The sequence below is a fragment of the Aeromonas popoffii genome (assembly GCF_037818705.1).
Lineage (GTDB): Bacteria > Pseudomonadota > Gammaproteobacteria > Enterobacterales > Aeromonadaceae > Aeromonas > Aeromonas popoffii.
The window spans coordinates 4100001-4118466 of the sequence record NZ_CP149129.1; the positions used below are offsets into that span (position 1 = coordinate 4100001).

The window sequence follows — 18466 nt, forward strand, 5'->3', positions numbered from 1 at the left end:
CAGCTGGGGCACCAGAGCCACTTCGCCCGTCTGCGCCTGCTCGATCCCGAGCGTTTCTACGACTACGAGGCCTTCCTCGCCGAGGAGCAGGCTTATGGTCAGGTCGCCAGCGCAGCGCAAGAGCTGCTGGATGGCGAGACCCTGAGCGATGAAGCCAGGCAGATCCTCGCCAGCCAGCTGGAAGGGCTGGATCTGAGCAATACCGCCGCCCGTCAGCAGGCGGTCGCCAAGCTGCTGGATCAGCATGGCACCGGCCGAGTGCTGTTTCGCAACAGCCGCGCCAATATTCAGGGCTTCCCTGAGCGCCACCTCAATGTCTACCCCATGCCGCTGCCGGAGCAGTACAAGACTGCCATCAAGGTGATGGGCATGATGGGTGGCAATGGTGGCGATCTGCAGACCCGTGCCCTGCGCTACCTCTACCCCGAGAAAATCTTCCAGCAGTTCGAAGGCGACAACGCCACCTGGACTCAGTTCGACCCGCGCGTCGAGTGGTTGCTGGGGCTGCTGCTCTCGGCCCGCCAACAGAAGGTGCTAGTGATCTGCTCCGAAGCGGCCACCGCCATCGCGCTGGAAGAGGCGCTGCGCACCCGTGAAGGGATCCGCGGCACCGTGTTCCATGAAGGGATGTCGATCCTCGAGCGGGACAAGGCCTCCGCCTATTTCGCGCAAGAAGATGGTGGCGCCCAGGTGCTGCTCTGCTCCGAGATCGGTTCAGAAGGTCGCAACTTCCAGTTTGCCAGTCATCTGGTGCTGTTCGATCTGCCGCTCAACCCGGATCTGCTGGAACAGCGTATCGGTCGACTGGATCGTATCGGTCAGCAGAATACCGTCGAGATCCACGTCCCCTATCTGGAAGGGACTGCCCAGCGCGCCCTGCAGCTCTGGTATCACGATGGTCTGGACGCGTTCGAGCAGACCTGCCCTACCGCTCGCCCGGTATTCGAAGCGGTGCGTGACGAGCTGTTCGAGCTGCTGGCCGCCAACACCGGCGATCAGGCGACCCTCGACGCCCTGCTGATCAAAACCCGCGAACTGCACGAGCCGCTCAAAGCCCGGCTGGAACAGGGTCGCGATCGCCTGCTGGAGATCCACTCCAGCGGTGGCGCTGCTGCCCAGCTGCTGGTCGACAAGCTGGCCGCCGAAGATGACGACACCGGCATGATCTCCTTCGCTCTCAAGATGTTCGACGAGATCGGCGTCAATCAGGATGACCGTGGCGAGAACGCACTGGTGCTGACCCCGGGGGATCACATGCTGGTCTCCAGCTTCCCGGGCTTGCCGCAAGACGGCATGACCATCACCTTCGATCGCAACACCGCCCTGTCGCGGGATGATATGGCGCTGCTCTCCTGGGATCACCCCATGATGCGCGGCGGTATCGACCTGATCCTGGGCTCCGAGATCGGTGCTACTTCGGTCGCCCTGCTCAAGAACAAGGCGCTGCCCATCGGATCCATTCTGCTGGAGCTGATCTTCGTCGCCGAGTCTGCGGCCCATCCCCAGCTCTACCGCTTCATGCCGCCGACCCCGATCCGCCTGCTGATGGACAAGAATGGCCAGAATCTGGGCGAGAAGGTGGCGTTCGATGCCTTCAACCGCCAGCTGACTCCAGTCAACCGCCATCTTGGCAGCAAACTGGTGACAGCTTCCCAGCCGGTTATTCACGGTCTGATTGGCAAAGGCCAGCCGATTGCCGAAGAGCTGAAAGCCGTGATTGTCGACAAGGCCCGTGCCCAAATGGCGCAGACCCTGCAGCAGGATCTCGATCGGCTGGAAGCGCTCAAGGCAGTCAACCCGAACGTGCGCGACAGCGAACTGGATTATCTGCGCAATCTGCAGGCAGAATTGCACCACCTGATCGATCAGACCCAACTCAAGCTGGATGCCATCCGCTTTATCGTGGTCACCCATAACTGACAAGGTACCGACCGACAGCGGCCAGACCCAGCTCAAACTGGATATCCAATGCCGCTTTATCGTGGTTACCCATAACTGATGGGGGCTTGCCCCCACCTTCTGATGCGAGACATTTATGTTTGAATACTCACCGCCTCTGGAACCCTGGCTCGATATCCTGTTCAAGGACAAGGACATCATGGTGGTCAACAAGCCCACGGGCCTGCTGAGCGTCCCCGGGCGCGGCCCCGAGAATGAAGACAGCATCCTGCATCGGGTGAAGCAGCAACACCCCAAGGCGGCGGCTGCCCATCGCCTCGACATGTCCACCACTGGCGTCATTGTCATTCCTCTCAACCCCAATTCTCATCGGGAGCTGAGCCGACAATTTCGCGAGCGGGAAACCGAGAAGCACTACCTCGCCTGGGTGTGGGGTGAGCCAGAGGCAGAATCGGGTCAGGTAAATCTGCCACTCTGCGTCGATTGGCCCAACCGCCCGAAACAGAAGGTGGACCACGAGGAGGGGCGCCACGCCCTGACCCTGTGGGAAAAACTGAAGGTAGAGAACGGCAACAGCCTGATCAAGCTGACCCCCATCACAGGTCGCTCCCACCAGTTACGCGTCCATATGCTGGAGCTGGGGCACCCGATTCTGGGTGACAACCTCTATGCCCATCCGGATGCGCTGACGGCAGCCCCCCATCTCTACCTGCATGCGGCCATGCTGACCATCAGCCACCCCCGCAGTGGGGAGCGTATGACCTTTGAAGCTCCCGCACCTTTTCCGCTATAGGCCAGAACGTGAACATAAAAAAAGCCCCCATCAACTGATGGGGGCTTTTTCATTAGGATCAGACGCGAATATCGATTTTACTTCCCAGTGTGGAGCTGGCCGATGTCGCTGCGGTCGGGGCTGATTGAGCAGCCGTCTGGAGCAGTTTCAATGCGGCCTCACCATCCTGGGTTTGCTGCTTCTTGGCCAGACTGGCTGTCAGCAAAGCAGAACCAAATGACGTTGATGCAGAACTAGATATATCCATGGTGTACCTCCTGCCCTAAGACTATCGGCCCTCTTGTGCCATTCATGAGCCATTTTGGCTAAATTAAATACGTCTTGTTGGGGTGACGTCGCTCCAGCCATTGCTCTTCCATCTCCAGCAAAGTCTGATAGACCTTCTCTGCCTGTTCAGGACGACTGAACAGATATCCCTGACCATAGAGGTGAATGTCGGTGAGGGTGCGCAGCACATCGAGTTGGGCCTGGGTTTCTATCCCCTCACACACCAGGCTTTTGCCCAGCATGGAGCCCATGCGGCAGATATTGGCGACCAGCTCCGAGGCCTCTATTGAGGTATCGATCCCCTGAATGAAGGAGCGATCGATCTTTACCTTGCTGACGGGCAGTTTCTGCAAATAACTGAGGGAGGAGTAGCCGGTCCCGAAGTCATCCAGCGCCAGCTGTACACCCTGCTGATTGAGATCCTGCATCAGCTGTAAGGAGTTTTTCACCTCGCGCATTGTTGTGTCTTCGGTCACTTCCAAGACCAGGCTGGCGGCCGGGATATGATGATCCATCAAGGCCTTGGCCACCAGCTTCAACAAGTTGCGCTGGTACATGCCAGGTGAGATGTTCACGCACATCTGCAAATCGACCAACCCGAGCTGCTGCCACTGATAGAGCTGCTCACAGGCGGTATTCAGCACCCAGCTGCCCAGTTTCTCGGCAAGCTGGAACTCTTCCGCCACCTGGATCACCTCATTGGGCGGAATGAAGCCCAATTCAGGGTGGCGCCAGCGCAGCAGAGCTTCGACCGCCTCGCAGCGACCACTTTCGAGATTGACGATGGGCTGGTAATAAAGCTCAAGTGCGTTGTGCTCCAACGCCATTATCATGTCGCTTGCCAGATGCTTGCGTCGCGCCGTCTCATTGAGCAGCGAATTGTCATAAATGACATAAGGGACATGGGCCTTGCGACTGTGAAACAGCGCCAGCTCGGCCCGGCTGAGCAACTCCTGCGTCAGTTTGCTGTCCATCGGGAAGAAGGCAATACCGATCCCGACTTCCAGCCGGAATGGGTAATTGTCGATGATAATGTCCTGCTTGAGTGCATGGAGCAGGCGGGAGACCAGCTCCCTCACCTGTCGCAGGTCGCTGCTCTCGCGCTGGATCATGGCGAATTGGTCCCCACCCAGACGTGCCACCCACTCCCCGTTTTCACACAGGCTGCGGGTCCGCTTTGCCAGCTCCCGTAGCAGGAAGTCACCCGTGTTGTAGCCAAATTTGCTGTTGATATCACGAAAATCATTGATATCCACCAGCACCAGGCCAAATGGCGTCTCCCTGGCTGCATACGATTCCATCTTCTCCAGCAACGCCAGCCGGTTGGCCAATCCGGTCAGGGGATCAACCCGTGCCATACGGAAGTGCCGGCGAGCCTCGCGGATCAGCAGGCCACTGAGCAGCATCACCGACAGCACGAGGCCGGACACCATGAACAGCAAGGCATTGCGCAACTGGCCGAAACGCTTGTCATTGCCCGAATAGACGTTGATGTTCTTCTGCATGACAGACGCAAGAGAGTAAGAGAGAGGTTCCTGCAGGGGGGCCAGCCGCATCATGATCTGCTGATAGTCCGGCGTGCCCGATTTCAGGTGAGTGATGTTGGACTCCATCTCGCGGATATTGCTTTCGATCAGCTGCACCAACCGCAGTGTCTTCTGCTTGTCCTTCATGCTCTGGCGCAGCTGGCCACTGAGCAGGATAGGTGTACGACTCCAGAGGATGTCGTAACGCAGCATCAGGGTATCGTGATCTATGCCGCCATAATGGTAGATCTCGACGGAGTTGAGGAAACGCCCCAACTCCAACTGCAACTGCATTAGGGCCCAGGAGACATCATAGGTATATTTCTCCATCACCCGGGTTGCATTCTGTATCTGTGCGAGGCAATACAGGGTGCTTCCCGTGAACAACAGGATGGATAGATAAAGCACCGCAAGTAACGGCCACGCCTTGGTCTTTGCTTTCACCCGTACTCCCGCAAACCATTATATCAATGCTGGATATCAACCGAACTCAGTTGCCAGATCATCATGTCGGTAAATTCTGACCGTTTCAGCTCAGGATACTGATCCAGCGGTAGGATAAACCAAAGCGGCCCCTTATTCCGCACCCGCATGGTCACCCCGTCGTCCTGCCAAGCCAGGATGGGATCATATTGTTTGACCTTGTCCCAGTTGATCTTAATCTGAAAACTGTTCAAGGCGGTCAGGGTTACGGCCTTGCCATCCGCCCCGACGGCAGCAAGCACATCCGCCAGCTTGGGCCCCACATACTTGTGCGGTTTGTCGACCCAGGGGTTTCCCGTCACTATCTCATGCTGTGGCAGCGCCTTGAGCATGGCCAGATCGAAGCCAATGGCCCCCTCGCTCGCCTCGGCGGGCATCACATTGCCGGTCACCTTCAAGATCACGGGTCCCTGCGGTGCCTCTAGGGCCATGGCTGGCATTGCCAGAGAAAAGAGTAATGTAATCAAACCCAGTGCACGCATATTCACCTCATATAAAGTTGCCAACAATAGACTCAGTTTAGTCGCCATAAAAAAAACGGCTCGCAAAAGCGAGCCGTTTGGTAAACAGGGCCGAATTACATCATGCCCATACCGCCCATGCCACCCATGTCAGGCATGGCAGGGGTATCTTTCTTCGGCAACTCGGTGATCATGCACTCTGTGGTGATCATCAGGCCGGCGATGGAAGAGGCGAACTGCAGCGCAGAACGGGTCACCTTGGTCGGATCCAGGATCCCCATGGCCAGCATGTCACCGTACTGTTCGGTGTAAGCGTTGTAACCGAAGTTGCCTTCACCATTCTTCACCGCGTTGGCAATGACGGAGGCTTCTTCGCCGGCGTTGATGACGATCTGACGCAGCGGAGCTTCCATGGCACGCAAGGCAACCTTGATGCCCACGTTCTGGTCTTCGTTGTCACCGCGCAGATTGGCCAGCTTGGCAGCAACGCGCACCAGCGCAACACCACCACCAGCAACCACACCTTCTTCGACGGCTGCGCGAGTTGCGTGCAGGGCATCGTCAACACGGGCTTTCTTCTCTTTCATCTCGACTTCGGTAGCGGCACCGACCTTGATCACGGCAACGCCGCCAGCCAGTTTGGCTACACGCTCTTGCAGCTTCTCACGGTCATAATCGGAAGAGGTATCTTCGATCTGCTGACGGATCTGGGCCACACGGCTCTCGATCAGGGCTGCATCACCCACACCATCGATAATGGTCGTGTTTTCTTTGGTGATGACGATGCGCTTGGCACGGCCCAGGTCTTCCAGGGTCGCTTTTTCCAGCTCCATGCCCACTTCTTCGGAGATCACGGTACCACCGGTCAGCATGGCGATATCCTGCAGCATGGCCTTGCGACGGTCACCGAAACCAGGTGCCTTGACGGCAGCCACTTTCACTATGCCGCGCATGGTGTTGACCACCAGGGTCGCCAGCGCTTCGCCTTCCACGTCTTCGGCAACGATCAGCAGCGGCTTGCCTGCTTTGGCAACGCCTTCCAGCACCGGCAGCATCTCGCGAATGTTGGACACTTTCTTGTCAACCAGCAGGATGAAAGGATCATCCAGCTCGACAGAACCGGTTTCCGGCTTGTTGACGAAGTACGGAGAGAGGTAGCCGCGATCGAACTGCATACCTTCGACTACAGCCAGCTCGTCATCCAGGCCCTGACCATCTTCAACTGTGATGACGCCATCACGACCGACTTTGTCCATGGCTTCGGCAATCAGCTTGCCCACTTTTTCATCGGAGTTGGCGGAGATGGTACCCACCTGAGCGATAGCATTGTTGCAGGCACACGGCTGGGACAACACTTGCAGCTCGGCAACGGCAGCAATAACTGCCTTGTCGATACCACGCTTCAGATCCATCGGATTCATGCCAGCGGCAACGGCCTTCAGGCCTTCGTTGACGATGGCCTGAGCCAGTACGGTCGCCGTGGTGGTACCGTCACCGGCGGCGTCATTGGCCTTGGAAGCAACTTCCTTGACCATCTGGGCGCCCATGTTCATGAATTTGTCTTCCAGCTCGATTTCGCGAGCAACGGAGACGCCATCCTTGGTGATGGTCGGAGCACCGAAGGACTTGTCCAGTACCACGTTGCGGCCTTTCGGACCCAAGGTGACCTTGACGGCATCGGCCAGGATGTTTACGCCTTCGAGCATCTTGATGCGGGCTTCGTTGCCAAACTTGACTTCTTTAGCTGCCATTTTCTTCAGTCCTTAAATCAATTCGGGGAAAAGGGTGAATTACGCTTCGACAATCGCCAGGATGTCGGTCTCGGACAGGATCAGTACATCCTGACCATCCAGCTTCTCGGTCTTCACACCGTAGCCTTCGTTGAAGATCACCTTGTCACCCACCTTGACGGCAAGGGCTTTGACATCGCCATTGTCCAGAATTCGGCCAGTCCCCACGGCAAGTATTTCACCACGGGTGGACTTCTGGGCCGCAGTACCAGTCAAGACAATGCCGCCAGCGGATTTGGCTTCAGCTTCGATGCGCTTGATGATGACGCGATCGTGCAGTGGACGAATTTTCATCGATAACTCTCCCAAAATGAGTCTCTGTGTTGCTTTGAGGAATGGCCATTCCTGGCCAAATTAGATATGTCTCTGATGTGGGGCGTTTTTGTTAACCCTTCAAGGGCAAATACAAAAAAAATATTTTCACGTACTATGAATATCTTCGATGGATCGCCCGTGTCCCGGTCAGGAAACCGGATTTGCGCTGCCCACAGTCAGAACGTAATTCGCCAGATGCAAGAGACGAGCCCGTGACCCGACCCAATCCCATGCTGACCGCCCCCATGACGTCCGTATTGTTGCGCATGACGGGCCCCATGATCCTCGGCATAGTCGCCATACTGGCTTTCAACCTGGTCGACACCTTCTTCATCGGCATGCTGGGCACCCAGGCGCTGGCGGCCATCAGCTTCACCTTTCCGGTTACTTTCGTGGTGACCTCGTTGGCAATGGGGCTGGGGGCTGGGCTCTCGGCGGTCATCGGTCACGCACTCGGCCAGGGCAGGCATGACGAAGCCGCCCGCATCACCACTGACAGCCTATTTTTGGCCGTGGTACTGGTTACCCTGCTCTCTGTGCTGGGCGCCCTCACCATACAACCCCTGTTTCGGCTGCTCGGTGCCAGCGACCCGCTTATCGGGCTCATCTACGACTACATGCTGATCTGGTATCTGACCGTGCCCATGCTGGTGCTGCCCATGGTAGGCAATGCCGCCATCCGGGCCACTGGAGATACCAAGACCCCGAGCCTGGTGATGGGGGTAGCGGGACTGGTCAACGGTGTGCTGGATCCTCTGCTCATCTTCGGCATAGGCCCTTTTCCCGAGTGGGGGATCCGTGGGGCGGCCATTGCCACCTCGATCTCCTGGCTGATGGCCATGCTGGTCAGCCTCTATATATTGCGCCATCGGGAAGGCTTGCTGTTGTGGCGCCTGTCGCCCCGGCCACGGCTGCTGGCTCACTGGCGCGCCTTGCTGCACGTGGCAGTACCGGCCTCGTTTACCAACATGCTCAACCCGCTGGCCACTGCCGTGCTGATGACCATCTTCGCCGGATTAGGCACCGAGGTAGTGGCTGCCTATGGCGCCGCATCGAGAGTGGAAGCCTTGTTGCTTATCGTGATGATGGCGCTCTCTTCCGTGCTGGCCCCCTTCATTTCTCAAAACTGCGGAGCGGGCAACCCGGCCCGCGCCAAGGCGGCGCTCCAGTTCTGCATGCGCTTCGCCCTGCTGTTCCAGCTCGGCGTCTATGGATTGACCTGGCTGCTGGCACCGCTCATCGCCAACCTGTTCAGCGATCACCCACAGGTGGTGCGCCTCATCATCCTTTATCTGCACCTGGTGCCCATAGGTTACGGCTTCCAGGGCATGGTGATGCTGCTGGCCTCGGCGCTCAATGGTGTCAGGGCCTCGAGTGTCTCTTTTCTGTTCAACGGGTTGCGACTGTTTGTCTTCTTGGTGCCAGGGGCTTGGCTGGGGGCTGAACTGGGTGGGGAACAGGGGATCTATCTGGGGATACTGCTGGCCAATCTGGCGGCGGGCACACTGGCCTGGTGGTATGCCCACCACCGCTTCGAGCGACTGTGCCATCAGGGCAAACCCTGACAGGCACAGCACCCATACTGCGGTTTATTCTTTACGTTCAAATTCGCCCTCGATGGTGGTCCCACCACGATTAGCACCGCCCGGCGGTTCCTCGTCCTCGCCAGGACGCGCCTCGAATGGAGGCCGCTGTGCCTGAAAACCGCCCATCTGCATCCTGAACTGGCCGCTGCCCACCAGCTTGTCGGCCAGCCTGTTACGCAGCCAGGGCAGCAACAGCAGGATACCGAAGAAATCGGTCACAAAACCCGGGATGATCAGCAGCAAGCCAGCCAGCGCCAGCATCATGCCCCCCATCACCTCTCGACCCGGCATCTCGCCCTGCTGCATCTTTTGCTGCGCATTGAGCAGGGTCTTGATGCCTTCACTGCGCACCAGCGATGACCCGATCACGGCGGCCAGTACCAATAAGCCGACGGTTGGCAAGGCGCCCATCACGGAGCCCACTTCGATCATCACGGTTAGCTCGAGCAGCACCAGACCAATCAACAACAGAAATAACTTGCCCATAACAACCTCAGTGCGGGTGAACTTGAATGAATCTCAGGTCTGTTGCAGCCAACGAAATAATGTTGCTGCCAACTCACCATGATATAGCTCCTTGAGAATTAAAATGGGGGTATCCCCTCGTTTTTCAAGTCTGAAGGGTGACAGCGCGCCGGTTCTTCAGAAAAAACGGCCAAGTGGACTGTGATTGAACACCTTGTTCTGTCAAAGTAAATCGTTCGATTGCAATCTCAGTTTAATGACCACAATTTATTTGAGGCTGTCTCAAATTTAGTGATCCAAGTCTAATATTAGATACCTCAATTGAGGTAATGTAGACACCAGTAATTATAGGGGGCAAAAAAGCCTCCACCTGCCCCACTCGATGTGTGGTGCTTCAGGATGAGCCGTGCGTAAGGAACTCGCGACCACTCGGTGAGGATCGTTTCCATTAATCTGATTTCTGAGGCATTACAATGAGCGACATCAAGAACGTCCGCATTGAAGAAGACCTGCTGGGCACCAAAGAAGTTTCCAATCATTTCTACTACGGTGTGCACACCCTGCGCGCTGTCGAGAACTTCAAGATCAGCTCTCAGAAGATTTCTGACGTTCCGGAATTCGTCCGCGGCATGGTACTGACCAAGAAGGCCGCCGCCATGGCGAACGGCGAACTGGGTACCATTCGTCCTGAAATTGCTGACAAGATCGTAGAAGCCTGCGACCTGATGCTGAACACCGGCAAATGCTTCGACCAGTTCCCGGTCGACGTGTATCAAGGTGGTGCCGGCACCTCCGTCAACATGAACACCAACGAAGTACTGGCCAACATCGCCCTCGAGATCATGGGTCTGGCGAAAGGCCGCTACGATGTCATCAACCCGAACGACCACGTCAACAAGTGCCAGTCCACCAACGACGCCTACCCCACCGGTTTCCGCGTTGCCGTGGTAAACAGCACAGACACCACACTGCACGCGCTGGAAGCGCTGATCGCCGCCTTCTATGACAAGGCCAAGGAGTTCAAGAGCATTCTGAAGATGGGTCGTACCCAGCTGCAGGACGCAGTTCCCATGACCCTGGGCCAAGAATTCCACGCCTTCGCCGTCACCCTGCGTGAAGAGATCAAGTCCATCAAGCGTTGCCAGGAGCTGCTGCTGGAAGTGAACCTGGGCGCGACCGCGATTGGTACCGGCCTGAACACCCCGCCCGAGTACTCAGCCTTGGCCATCAAGCGACTGGCCGAGATCACAGGTCGTGCCTATGTGCCGGCAGAAGACTTGATAGAAGCTACTTCAGACTGCGGCGCCTACGTGATGCTGCACGGCGCCATCAAGCGTCTGGCCATGAAAATGTCCAAGATCTGTAACGATCTGCGTCTGCTCTCCTCCGGCCCGCGCACCGCACTCAAAGAGATCAACCTGCCGGAAATGCAGGCGGGCTCCTCCATCATGCCGGCCAAGGTCAACCCGGTTATCCCGGAAGTGGTCAACCAGAGCTGCTTCAAGGTATTCGGTAACGACGTCACCATCACCTTCGCCGCCGAAGCGGGTCAGCTGCAGCTAAACGTCATGGAGCCGGTGATTGGCCAGGCCATGTTCGAATCCCTTGGCCTGATGGAAAAAGCCTGTATCTCCCTGCGCGAGAAGTGCGTCGAAGGCATCACTGCCAACCCGGAAATCTGCATGAACCACGTGCTGAATTCCATCGGCATCGTGACCTACCTGAACCCCTTCATCGGCCACCACGAAGGGGATATCGTCGGCAAGATCTGTGCCCAGACCGGCAAGAACGTCCGTGAGGTCGTGCTGGAACGCGGCCTGCTGACCGCAGAGCAGCTGGATGAAATTCTCTCCATCGAGAACCTGATGAACCCGCAATACAAAGCCAAGCGCTACACCCGCGAAGCCAACGTATAAGCGAGCAAATGGGCCGGGTTTATCCCGGCCCATAAAGTCAGTTCCCGATAGGTCTTGCCCAGCCCCATCGGGAATTGGCTTTTCTGCCAAATAAAACCTAAAAAAACTGGAAAATGGAGTGTTCACTATGATTGTTATCGAGTTACTTGTCGTGCTCGCCGCTATCTATCTGGGTGCCCGGATAGGCAGTATCGGTATCGGCTTTGCCGGTGGTCTGGGTGTGCTGGTACTGACCTGGGGCCTGGGGGTAGCAATTCCGGGCGACCAACTGGTCACCTTCATCCCTTGGGACGTGATCATGATCATCGCGTCCGTCATCTGTGCCATTGCCTGTATGCAACTGGCGGGAGGCATGGACTACCTGGTGTCGCTGGCAGAAAAAGCCTTGCGCAAAAATCCCAAGTACATCACCTTCGCCGCCCCGATCGTCACCTATCTGATGACCATGCTGGCCGGTACCGGTCACACCGCCTTCTCCACCCTGCCGGTGATCGCCGAAGTGGCCAAGGAGCAGGGCATTCGTCCTTCCCGTCCGCTCTCCATCGCGGTTGTTGCCTCCCAGATCGCCATCACCGCCTCCCCGATCTCCGCGGCCGTGGTTGCTTTCTCCGGCATGCTGGAGCCGTTCGGCATTGACTACCTGACCCTGCTGGCCATCTGTATTCCCTCCACCTTCATTGCCTGTATCCTGGGCGCCTTCATTGCCAACCTGATGGGCAAACCGCTGGAGCAGGATGAAGTCTATCTGGAGCGTAAAGCCAAGGGACTGATCAAGCTGCGCGGCACCACCAAGCTGGAGCTGAAGCCTTACGCCAAGGTTTCTGTCTGGATCTTCATCTCCGCCATCGTAGCGGTCATGGCCTATGCCACCGCCATCTCAGGTAAAGTGGGCCTGATCACCAACCCGCCGATCCCCCGTGACGGCGCCATCATGGGCATTATGCTGGCCGCTGCCACCATCATGACCCTGGTCTGCAAACTGGATGCCACTCAAGTGACCAACATGCCGACCTTCAAATCCGGTATGTCCGCCTGTATCTGCGTACTGGGTGTGGCCTGGCTGGGCAACGTCTTCGTGAAAAGCAACATGGACACCATACAGCTGATCGCCGGTGACCTGCTGAACCAGTACTCCTGGCTGCTGGCCGTTGTGCTGTTCTTCGCCGCCATGCTGCTCTACTCACAAGGCGCCACCACCAAGGCCCTGATGCCGGCTGCGCTGGCACTGGGTGTCAGCCCGCTGACCGCCATCGCCTCTTTCGCCGCCGTGAGCGCCCTGTTCGTACTGCCGACCTACCCGACCCTGCTGGCCGCGGTCGAGATGGACGACACCGGCTCGACCCGTATCGGCAAGGCCGTGTTCAACCACCCCTTCTTCATCCCCGGCACTGCGACCATCGCTTTCGCCGTGGCACTGGGCTTCTTCTTTGGCGGTATGATACTCTGATCAGCATTTCATGCTAAAAACCCTCAAACGGCCCGCTTTGGGCCGTTTTTTATGCCTGGCTTTTGCGTCTAATCATTAATTAATCCTTATGCACTTCAGTTTCTATCAAGGTTCGCAGATCTACTCTGGGCATCGGAACAGAAACCGATCAACAGGGCCAGCACAGGTACGACAGTGTTTACACCAGAGGAACGAACAATGAAAAAGACAGCATTGACTATGGCCATCTCCAGCGTGCTGCTGGCCGGTGGTGCGCAAGCCGCTACCGTCTATGACCAGAACGACACCAAACTCGAGATTGGTGGCCGTGCTCAAGGCATGTACTACGGTACCGATGACAACGGCTCCGAAGGTGATCAGAGCTACTTCCGTCTGCACGTTGCCGGCGAAACCAAGATAGATAGCGAACTCAAAGCATTCGGCTTCGCTGAATACAACCTGCCGGTCTCCGGTTCTGACAACGACGAACTGCGTTATGCCTACGCCGGCATCAAGCACGATCGTTTCGGTGCCTTCAGCTATGGCCGTCAGGATGGTCTGTTCACCAAAGCCGTGAACAACTACACCGACGTGCTGGCTGAGTGGGGCGGTGACGGCCTGGGTAAAGACACAGAAGTGTTCGGCACCGGCCGCACCAACGGCCTGGCCCAGTACATCTATACCTATCAGGGCCTGACCCTGGGTGCCCAGTTCACCGGTAACAACGATCCGCAGAACGCTGATCGCTCCAACCGCGTTGGCCCGAACAGCACCTGGAATCCGAAGGGTTCTTCCGAAGGTTTCGCCGTGTCTGCCAACTATGACTTCGACATGGGCCTGAGCCTGGGTACTGCCTACAACCAGGCTGGCAAGACCGACGAGCAAGTAGCCAATGCCGCTTTCGGTGGCGATCGCGATGCCAAGCTGTATGGCGTGGGTGCCAAGTACGCAGTCGGCGACCTCTACCTGGCTGCGACCTACTCCCACGGTGAAGACCACCTGTTCGTCAACAACGGCTATGCCGAGAAGATGGATGGCTACGAAGCCGTAGCCCAGTACACCATCGGCAAGTTCAAGCCGTCTCTGGCCTACCTGCGTACCGACGTGAAAGACAACGCCCGCGGCATCGACGAGACCGCTACCGAATATGTTTCCATCGGTGCCTGGTACAACTTCACCGACAACTTCAACGCCTATGTTGATTACAAAATCAACCTGTTGGACGAAGTGGGATCTACCAGCATGAATACTCTGGGCAAGAACACCGACGACGTGGTCGCCGTGGCCCTGCAGTACAACTTCTAAGCCGTTCCTGAATTGCCTACTGTATTGTTACCGGCCGCCCTGCGGCCGGTTTTTGATTGCCCGTCAGATATTAATCCGCGCCAGACTCGGCTCGCGGTGAAAGCAGTTCACCAGCAGCAGCAAGGTCGTCACGCCGACCGTCCCCAGCACCAGCCAGGGTAACCAAGGCTGCCCCTGAGCATTGGCGTAGTCATGCAAGGCTCCGCCCCCCACGTATCCCGTCATGCCACCGAGCGCCAGCCCCAACCGGCTGAAGCCCATGTAACTGCCACGTGCCCCCGGCTGCGCCAACTTGGTCATGAGGGTCTCCCGCGCCGGCTCGGCGATGACGATCCCCAGGTAGAAGCAGGCCAGCAGCATGAAGACCGCTGGCAGCGTGATCGCAAACGCCACCAGCCCTATGCCGGCCGTCATCAGCAACACGCCCGCCATCAGCCGACTCTCCAGCTTGAGGTGCTTCTCACCATAGCGGGCAAGAGGGTACAGCAGCGCCAGCGAGATGGCAGTTTCCAGGGTATACATCCAGCCCACCGCAGTGGTGCTGCCCGCCATCTGTTTCACCAGAATGGGGAAGATCAGCATGACCTGCACCCAGAGTGCGTAGTAGCCACTCAGGATCAGCACCAGCCGGCAGAAGGCCTTGTCCGCCAACACCTGGCCGAGACCGGCCCGGATCGGCGTCGGCCGTAGCGAGAGCTTGTAGGGCGGCAGGATCAGCAGGTTGCACAGGGCCGCACAGACAAACAGGCCAGCCCCCAGCAGACAGACGTACTCGAAGTCGAAGTTGAGCAACCAGCTGCCAAGCAGCGCCCCCACCACGGCGCCGGCGCTCTCCAGCATCATCAGCAAGGAGATGTAGCGACCCCGCTGACGCGGACGAGTGAACTTGATCACCAGGGCGGCCCGGGGGGGATCGAACAGACAGCCGCCCAGCCCCGAGATGATGCAGGAGAGGATCAGATCAAGCCCACTCTGGGCATAGGCCAGACTGGCAAAACCCGCTGCCCGTAACAGCATGCCCCCCACTATGAGTGGCCGGGCACCAAACTTGTCTGCCAGCGATCCCCCAAACACCCCCAACCCCTGCTGGGTCAGCTGACGCAGCCCCAGCGCCAGACCAACCACCCCGGCCGCCCAGCCAAGCTGATCCACGAAGCGCAGACTGATCATAGGCATCACCACGAAAAACCCCAGGATCACCAAGAGGGAATCCAACGCCAAAAACCACCGCCCCAACCGCCTCGCCCGCTCCACCATAATTGCCTGACCCCTGCTTTGCTAATGACATCCAACTCGCTCGTCTCATCGCCCGGATGACGCCGTCGCCAAATCGGGTCAAGGGTGACTGTAACCCCCTGACTCGACATGGCAATATGCCAATGCACGACGATTGAGACTGCTATTCTGGAAGGGCGCCAGATATAGTGGTAGCCGACAACTGGCTATATTTCATATTGGATTACGTTATGGCTATGACTCTGGATGACTTGCAATTACTACTGGATGTGGTCAATCGCGGCAGCTTCAGCAAGGCGGCGGCCATTCGCGGCTGGTCCCAACCCATGGTCAGTCAGCGAATCGCCGTGCTGGAACAGGCGCTGGGACAACCCCTGTTTCGCCGCCACAGACGCGGCGCTACCCCGACCCCGGCCTGCGAACAGTTTCTGCCTGCGGCAGCCGCCGCGCTCACTGCACTGGAAGGGGGACGCCTGGCGATGCAAGGTGCGCCAGCCCTGCCCCGCATCAAGCTCTCCTGCCTCCCTTCCCTGACCACTGTGGTGTTTGGCCCCCTGCTGCTGGCGCTGGTGGATGAAGCATTCGAGATCCGCTGCAATACGGATCACTCCGGCATCATCATGCAAGAGCTGCTGACCGGTGAAACAGACGTCGGCTTCATCCTCAAGTGTCCGGCCATCGCCGGCATCCAGCTCGAGTTGCTCTGCCGCTCCCCCATCATAGCGGTAGCCTGCGCCACCCACCCACTGGCGGGGCAGCGGGGCCTGACCCTGCAAGACATAGCCAACGAGCGGCTGGCTCCCCAGCAGTGGGGCACAGGCTGCGACGAATTGATCCTGCAACTGCGACTGCTACGCCAGGTGGCAAGCCCGCTGCATGCCATCCAGCCCGCCAGTGCGGCGCGGGAGTTGGCGCTGGAGCACGGCTTCATCACCCTGATGCCGGCACTCGCCATCAGCCGGGACCTGGAGGTTGGCCGCCTGATCCAGCTGGATGTGGTGGATCTGCCGCAGGATCACTGGGATGTCATGATGGCCTGGCGCAGCGGCAAACGACCCAACCCCGCCAAGGAGCGGGTGCTGGAAGCCGCCCGCACCCTGGCCCGACGCTGGTCGGGTAAACCCGCATAAAAAAGCGCCGGACAAGTCCGGCGCAAAACGCTAGGTCACATCAACCAGGGATCAGTAGGTCGCCTTGAGGGTCACCCCGGAAAAGGCGCTGAAGCCGCTCAGCTGCACATACCAGGTACCCGCCTTGGGCGAATTCAGAGTGCAGGTCTCGGTGTTGCCATTCTTGTATGGGCGGCAATCATAGCTGTTGCCGGTCGGCAGCGCCCCGAACTTCACATAGAGATCCGCATCACCTGTGCCGCCACTGCTGGCGACCACCAGCTGGCTCTTGCCGGCCGGTACGTCGATAGTGAAGTTCACCTTGCCACCCTTGGCAGCGGAGAGCCCGGTCACGGGGACCCCGTTTTGCAGCACACTGCTGCTCGGTGGCGGTGTGGTGCCGCAGGAGGCATTGACACCGACCGTAGTAAAGGCCGCCGCCACGTCAGGCAGGCTGTAGCCCAGATCGGTAGCCGCCCTGGTCACGCCACAGGCGCCCTGATCGTAGGTGGTATTGGCTCCCCAGTAGAGGCGGTTGGCCAGCACGAATACTTCAAAGGCCTTGCGGGTGTTCCAGCCACTGGTATTGGCCAGCAGGTAGAAGGCACGGTTGTAGACACCCGAGCTATGGTGCACATCAATGCCATCGTAGTAATCGCTGGCATGACCGATTGAGCTGCCGTCACGGGTCGGATCCTCGAAGTAGCGCAGCGAGCCATTGCCCTTGAAGATCTGGGCCCCGACCATCCAGTCGTTACTGCCCTTCATGTAGTACTCGGCCGCTTCCCCCGCCATGTCGGAGAAGGCCTCGTTGATGCCGCCCGATTGGTCCGAGTAGACCAGGCCCGAGTTCTGTTCGGTAAAACCGTGACTCACCTCGTGGGCGGCCACGTCCAGGCTCACCAGCGGGTAGAAGGTGGTGGCACCGTCGCCAAACGTCATCTGGCTGCCGTCCCAGAAGGCATTCTCGTAGTTGCGGCTGTAGTGCACCCGCATCTTCAGCTTGAAGCTGAGCGGCGCCGTGTTGTACCAGTTGCGGTACATGTCGAACACCACATTGCCAAAGTAGTGGGCATCGTTGAGCGGCGAGTAGGCACCGTTGATCTCCTTGACCGTGTTCTCCGGGCAGGTGAACTGGTGCACGGCACCACCCGTGGTGGCGTGATTCATGTTGACCGTATCCACGTTCGGGCTGGTCATGCGACAGGTGTCATCCACCAGCAGGGGGCCGAAGTCGGAGCCGTAGAAGTATTTGCCGGTTTTGACGTTGCCACCCGGGCCTGTGGAGTCCTTGTGGTTGATCCCCTCCCAGCGCTTGAGCTCGGTACCGTTCTGGGCATCGATCACCACGAAGGGACGGCTCGGCTGCTCGCTTGCCGCCAGCCATGAGACCAGATAGACCAGACGGGCCTGCCCGGCCTCATCCTGCATCACGAACAGCTTGACTCGCTCGTTGCTGCCCTTGGCCCCGGCACGGGCCTTGCCAGCGGCATCGGCCGGTGACAGGGCAGCCGTCGGGCTGGCCAGGTCGGCATCGATCTGGCGCAGGATCTGGCCGGAGACCTGGCTTATCTGACCCCCGAGGGACAGCTCAGCCACCAGTACCTGGCCCCAGACCGGGATACCATTCCAGGTCTGCTCATAGCGAACCCGCTGCTGGCCATTGGGCAGCTTGACCGCCCGCACTTGACGAAACTCTCCATCCCCAACCAGCGCACTCACACCTGCGGCGCCGCTTGGTGCTCCCTGAATGCCCGCCACCTGATGTACGTCAACCTGTTCTGCAGCCAAGGCTGCGCTTCCCCAGCAGGCCAATACCACGGCCAAATAAACTTTGTTCATCTCGTCTTTCCTTAGGTCGATGAAGATTGCACGCCGGGTCTCTTACC

The 18466-nt window shown here is 58.5% G+C and carries 15 protein-coding genes (1 of these 15 running past the window's edge); 7 read left to right on the forward strand and 8 right to left on the reverse strand.

The annotated features are described in order from the left end of the window. A protein-coding gene (gene rapA / locus WJM78_RS18980; RefSeq protein ID WP_339011013.1) for an RNA polymerase-associated protein RapA crosses the window boundary here: on the forward strand, window positions 1-1920 show its 3' portion. The gene continues 948 nt to the left of window position 1, outside the view; the window shows 1920 of its 2868 coding nt (coding positions 949-2868); its start codon lies off the left edge, out of view; it ends in the stop codon at window positions 1918-1920. Window positions 1921-2035: 115 nt separating this feature from the next. Then, window positions 2036-2692, forward strand: coding sequence for a bifunctional tRNA pseudouridine(32) synthase/23S rRNA pseudouridine(746) synthase RluA (gene rluA, locus WJM78_RS18985; RefSeq protein ID WP_339011015.1), 657 nt, complete (start codon window positions 2036-2038; stop codon window positions 2690-2692). 58 nt (window positions 2693-2750) lie between these two features. On the opposite strand, the gene WJM78_RS18990 is transcribed toward rluA, so the two are convergent. The 5 genes from WJM78_RS18990 to WJM78_RS19010 form a co-directional block, all read right to left on the reverse strand. Further along, the gene (locus WJM78_RS18990) at window positions 2751-2939 is read right to left on the reverse strand and encodes a hypothetical protein (protein ID WP_080741189.1); all 189 of its coding nucleotides are present in this window, start codon (window positions 2937-2939) and stop codon (window positions 2751-2753) included. Between the two features lie 58 nt (window positions 2940-2997). Beyond that, window positions 2998-4929 (reverse strand): putative bifunctional diguanylate cyclase/phosphodiesterase, encoded by a 1932-nt coding sequence (locus WJM78_RS18995; RefSeq protein WP_339011019.1) that lies wholly within the window; start codon window positions 4927-4929, stop codon window positions 2998-3000. Between the two features lie 23 nt (window positions 4930-4952). Then, a complete protein-coding gene (locus tag WJM78_RS19000) occupies window positions 4953-5450 on the reverse strand; it encodes a molybdopterin-binding oxidoreductase (RefSeq protein ID WP_339011021.1) in 498 nt (165 codons plus the stop codon). A gap of 95 nt (window positions 5451-5545) precedes the next feature. Beyond that, a complete protein-coding gene (gene groL / locus WJM78_RS19005) occupies window positions 5546-7180 on the reverse strand; it encodes a chaperonin GroEL (protein WP_042033714.1) in 1635 nt (544 codons plus the stop codon). A 39-nt stretch (window positions 7181-7219) separates the two neighbouring features. Next, on the reverse strand, window positions 7220-7513 hold the full coding sequence (locus tag WJM78_RS19010; protein ID WP_042033715.1) for a co-chaperone GroES: 294 nt from the start codon (window positions 7511-7513) through the stop codon (window positions 7220-7222). A 233-nt stretch (window positions 7514-7746) separates the two neighbouring features. Between WJM78_RS19010 and WJM78_RS19015 the strand changes: the two genes are divergently transcribed. Continuing rightward, on the forward strand, window positions 7747-9099 hold the full coding sequence (locus WJM78_RS19015) for an MATE family efflux transporter (protein ID WP_042033716.1): 1353 nt from the start codon (window positions 7747-7749) through the stop codon (window positions 9097-9099). A 24-nt stretch (window positions 9100-9123) separates the two neighbouring features. Here the strand turns inward: WJM78_RS19015 and WJM78_RS19020 are convergent, their stop codons facing one another. Then, on the reverse strand, window positions 9124-9606 hold the full coding sequence (locus tag WJM78_RS19020; RefSeq protein WP_042033717.1) for an FxsA family protein: 483 nt from the start codon (window positions 9604-9606) through the stop codon (window positions 9124-9126). Window positions 9607-10058: 452 nt separating this feature from the next. On the opposite strand from WJM78_RS19020, the gene aspA reads away from it, so the two are divergent. The 3 genes from aspA to WJM78_RS19035 all read left to right on the forward strand — a co-directional run bounded on the left by aspA (window position 10059) and on the right by WJM78_RS19035 (window position 14232). Next, window positions 10059-11501 (forward strand): aspartate ammonia-lyase, encoded by a 1443-nt coding sequence (gene aspA / locus WJM78_RS19025; RefSeq protein ID WP_339011026.1) that lies wholly within the window; start codon window positions 10059-10061, stop codon window positions 11499-11501. Between the two features lie 127 nt (window positions 11502-11628). Then, window positions 11629-12948: an anaerobic C4-dicarboxylate transporter gene (locus tag WJM78_RS19030; RefSeq protein ID WP_108537135.1), complete on the forward strand. Its 1320-nt coding sequence runs from the start codon at window positions 11629-11631 to the stop codon at window positions 12946-12948. A gap of 198 nt (window positions 12949-13146) precedes the next feature. After that, the gene (locus WJM78_RS19035) at window positions 13147-14232 is read left to right on the forward strand and encodes a porin (RefSeq protein WP_108537136.1); all 1086 of its coding nucleotides are present in this window, start codon (window positions 13147-13149) and stop codon (window positions 14230-14232) included. 63 nt (window positions 14233-14295) lie between these two features. On the opposite strand, the gene mdtH is transcribed toward WJM78_RS19035, so the two are convergent. After that, window positions 14296-15489, reverse strand: coding sequence for a multidrug efflux MFS transporter MdtH (gene mdtH / locus WJM78_RS19040; protein ID WP_339011032.1), 1194 nt, complete (start codon window positions 15487-15489; stop codon window positions 14296-14298). Between the two features lie 209 nt (window positions 15490-15698). Here mdtH and WJM78_RS19045 point away from each other — a divergent pair, with 209 nt between their 5' ends. Beyond that, window positions 15699-16598, forward strand: a complete 900-nt coding sequence (locus WJM78_RS19045) for a LysR family transcriptional regulator (RefSeq protein ID WP_275930960.1) — start codon at window positions 15699-15701, stop codon at window positions 16596-16598. A gap of 51 nt (window positions 16599-16649) precedes the next feature. Here WJM78_RS19045 and WJM78_RS19050 read toward each other — a convergent pair whose 3' ends face one another. Beyond that, on the reverse strand, window positions 16650-18419 hold the full coding sequence (locus WJM78_RS19050) for a M4 family metallopeptidase (protein WP_275930959.1): 1770 nt from the start codon (window positions 18417-18419) through the stop codon (window positions 16650-16652). Between the last annotated feature and the right edge of the window lie 47 nt (window positions 18420-18466).

What these genes read in the sequence shown, in the direction of transcription:
- rluA (WP_339011015.1), top strand. Translation starts at nt 2,036, where the DNA reads ATGTTTGAATACTCACCGCCTCTGGAACCCTGGCTCGATATCCTGTTC.
- WJM78_RS18990 (WP_080741189.1), bottom strand. Translation starts at nt 2,939, where the DNA reads ATGGATATATCTAGTTCTGCATCAACGTCATTTGGTTCTGCTTTGCTG.
- WJM78_RS19000 (WP_339011021.1), bottom strand. Translation starts at nt 5,450, where the DNA reads ATGCGTGCACTGGGTTTGATTACATTACTCTTTTCTCTGGCAATGCCA.
- groL (WP_042033714.1), bottom strand. Translation starts at nt 7,180, where the DNA reads ATGGCAGCTAAAGAAGTCAAGTTTGGCAACGAAGCCCGCATCAAGATG.
- WJM78_RS19010 (WP_042033715.1), bottom strand. Translation starts at nt 7,513, where the DNA reads ATGAAAATTCGTCCACTGCACGATCGCGTCATCATCAAGCGCATCGAA.
- WJM78_RS19020 (WP_042033717.1), bottom strand. Translation starts at nt 9,606, where the DNA reads ATGGGCAAGTTATTTCTGTTGTTGATTGGTCTGGTGCTGCTCGAGCTA.
- aspA (WP_339011026.1), top strand. Translation starts at nt 10,059, where the DNA reads ATGAGCGACATCAAGAACGTCCGCATTGAAGAAGACCTGCTGGGCACC.
- WJM78_RS19030 (WP_108537135.1), top strand. Translation starts at nt 11,629, where the DNA reads ATGATTGTTATCGAGTTACTTGTCGTGCTCGCCGCTATCTATCTGGGT.
- WJM78_RS19035 (WP_108537136.1), top strand. Translation starts at nt 13,147, where the DNA reads ATGAAAAAGACAGCATTGACTATGGCCATCTCCAGCGTGCTGCTGGCC.
- mdtH (WP_339011032.1), bottom strand. Translation starts at nt 15,489, where the DNA reads ATGGTGGAGCGGGCGAGGCGGTTGGGGCGGTGGTTTTTGGCGTTGGAT.
- WJM78_RS19045 (WP_275930960.1), top strand. Translation starts at nt 15,699, where the DNA reads ATGGCTATGACTCTGGATGACTTGCAATTACTACTGGATGTGGTCAAT.
- WJM78_RS19050 (WP_275930959.1), bottom strand. Translation starts at nt 18,419, where the DNA reads ATGAACAAAGTTTATTTGGCCGTGGTATTGGCCTGCTGGGGAAGCGCA.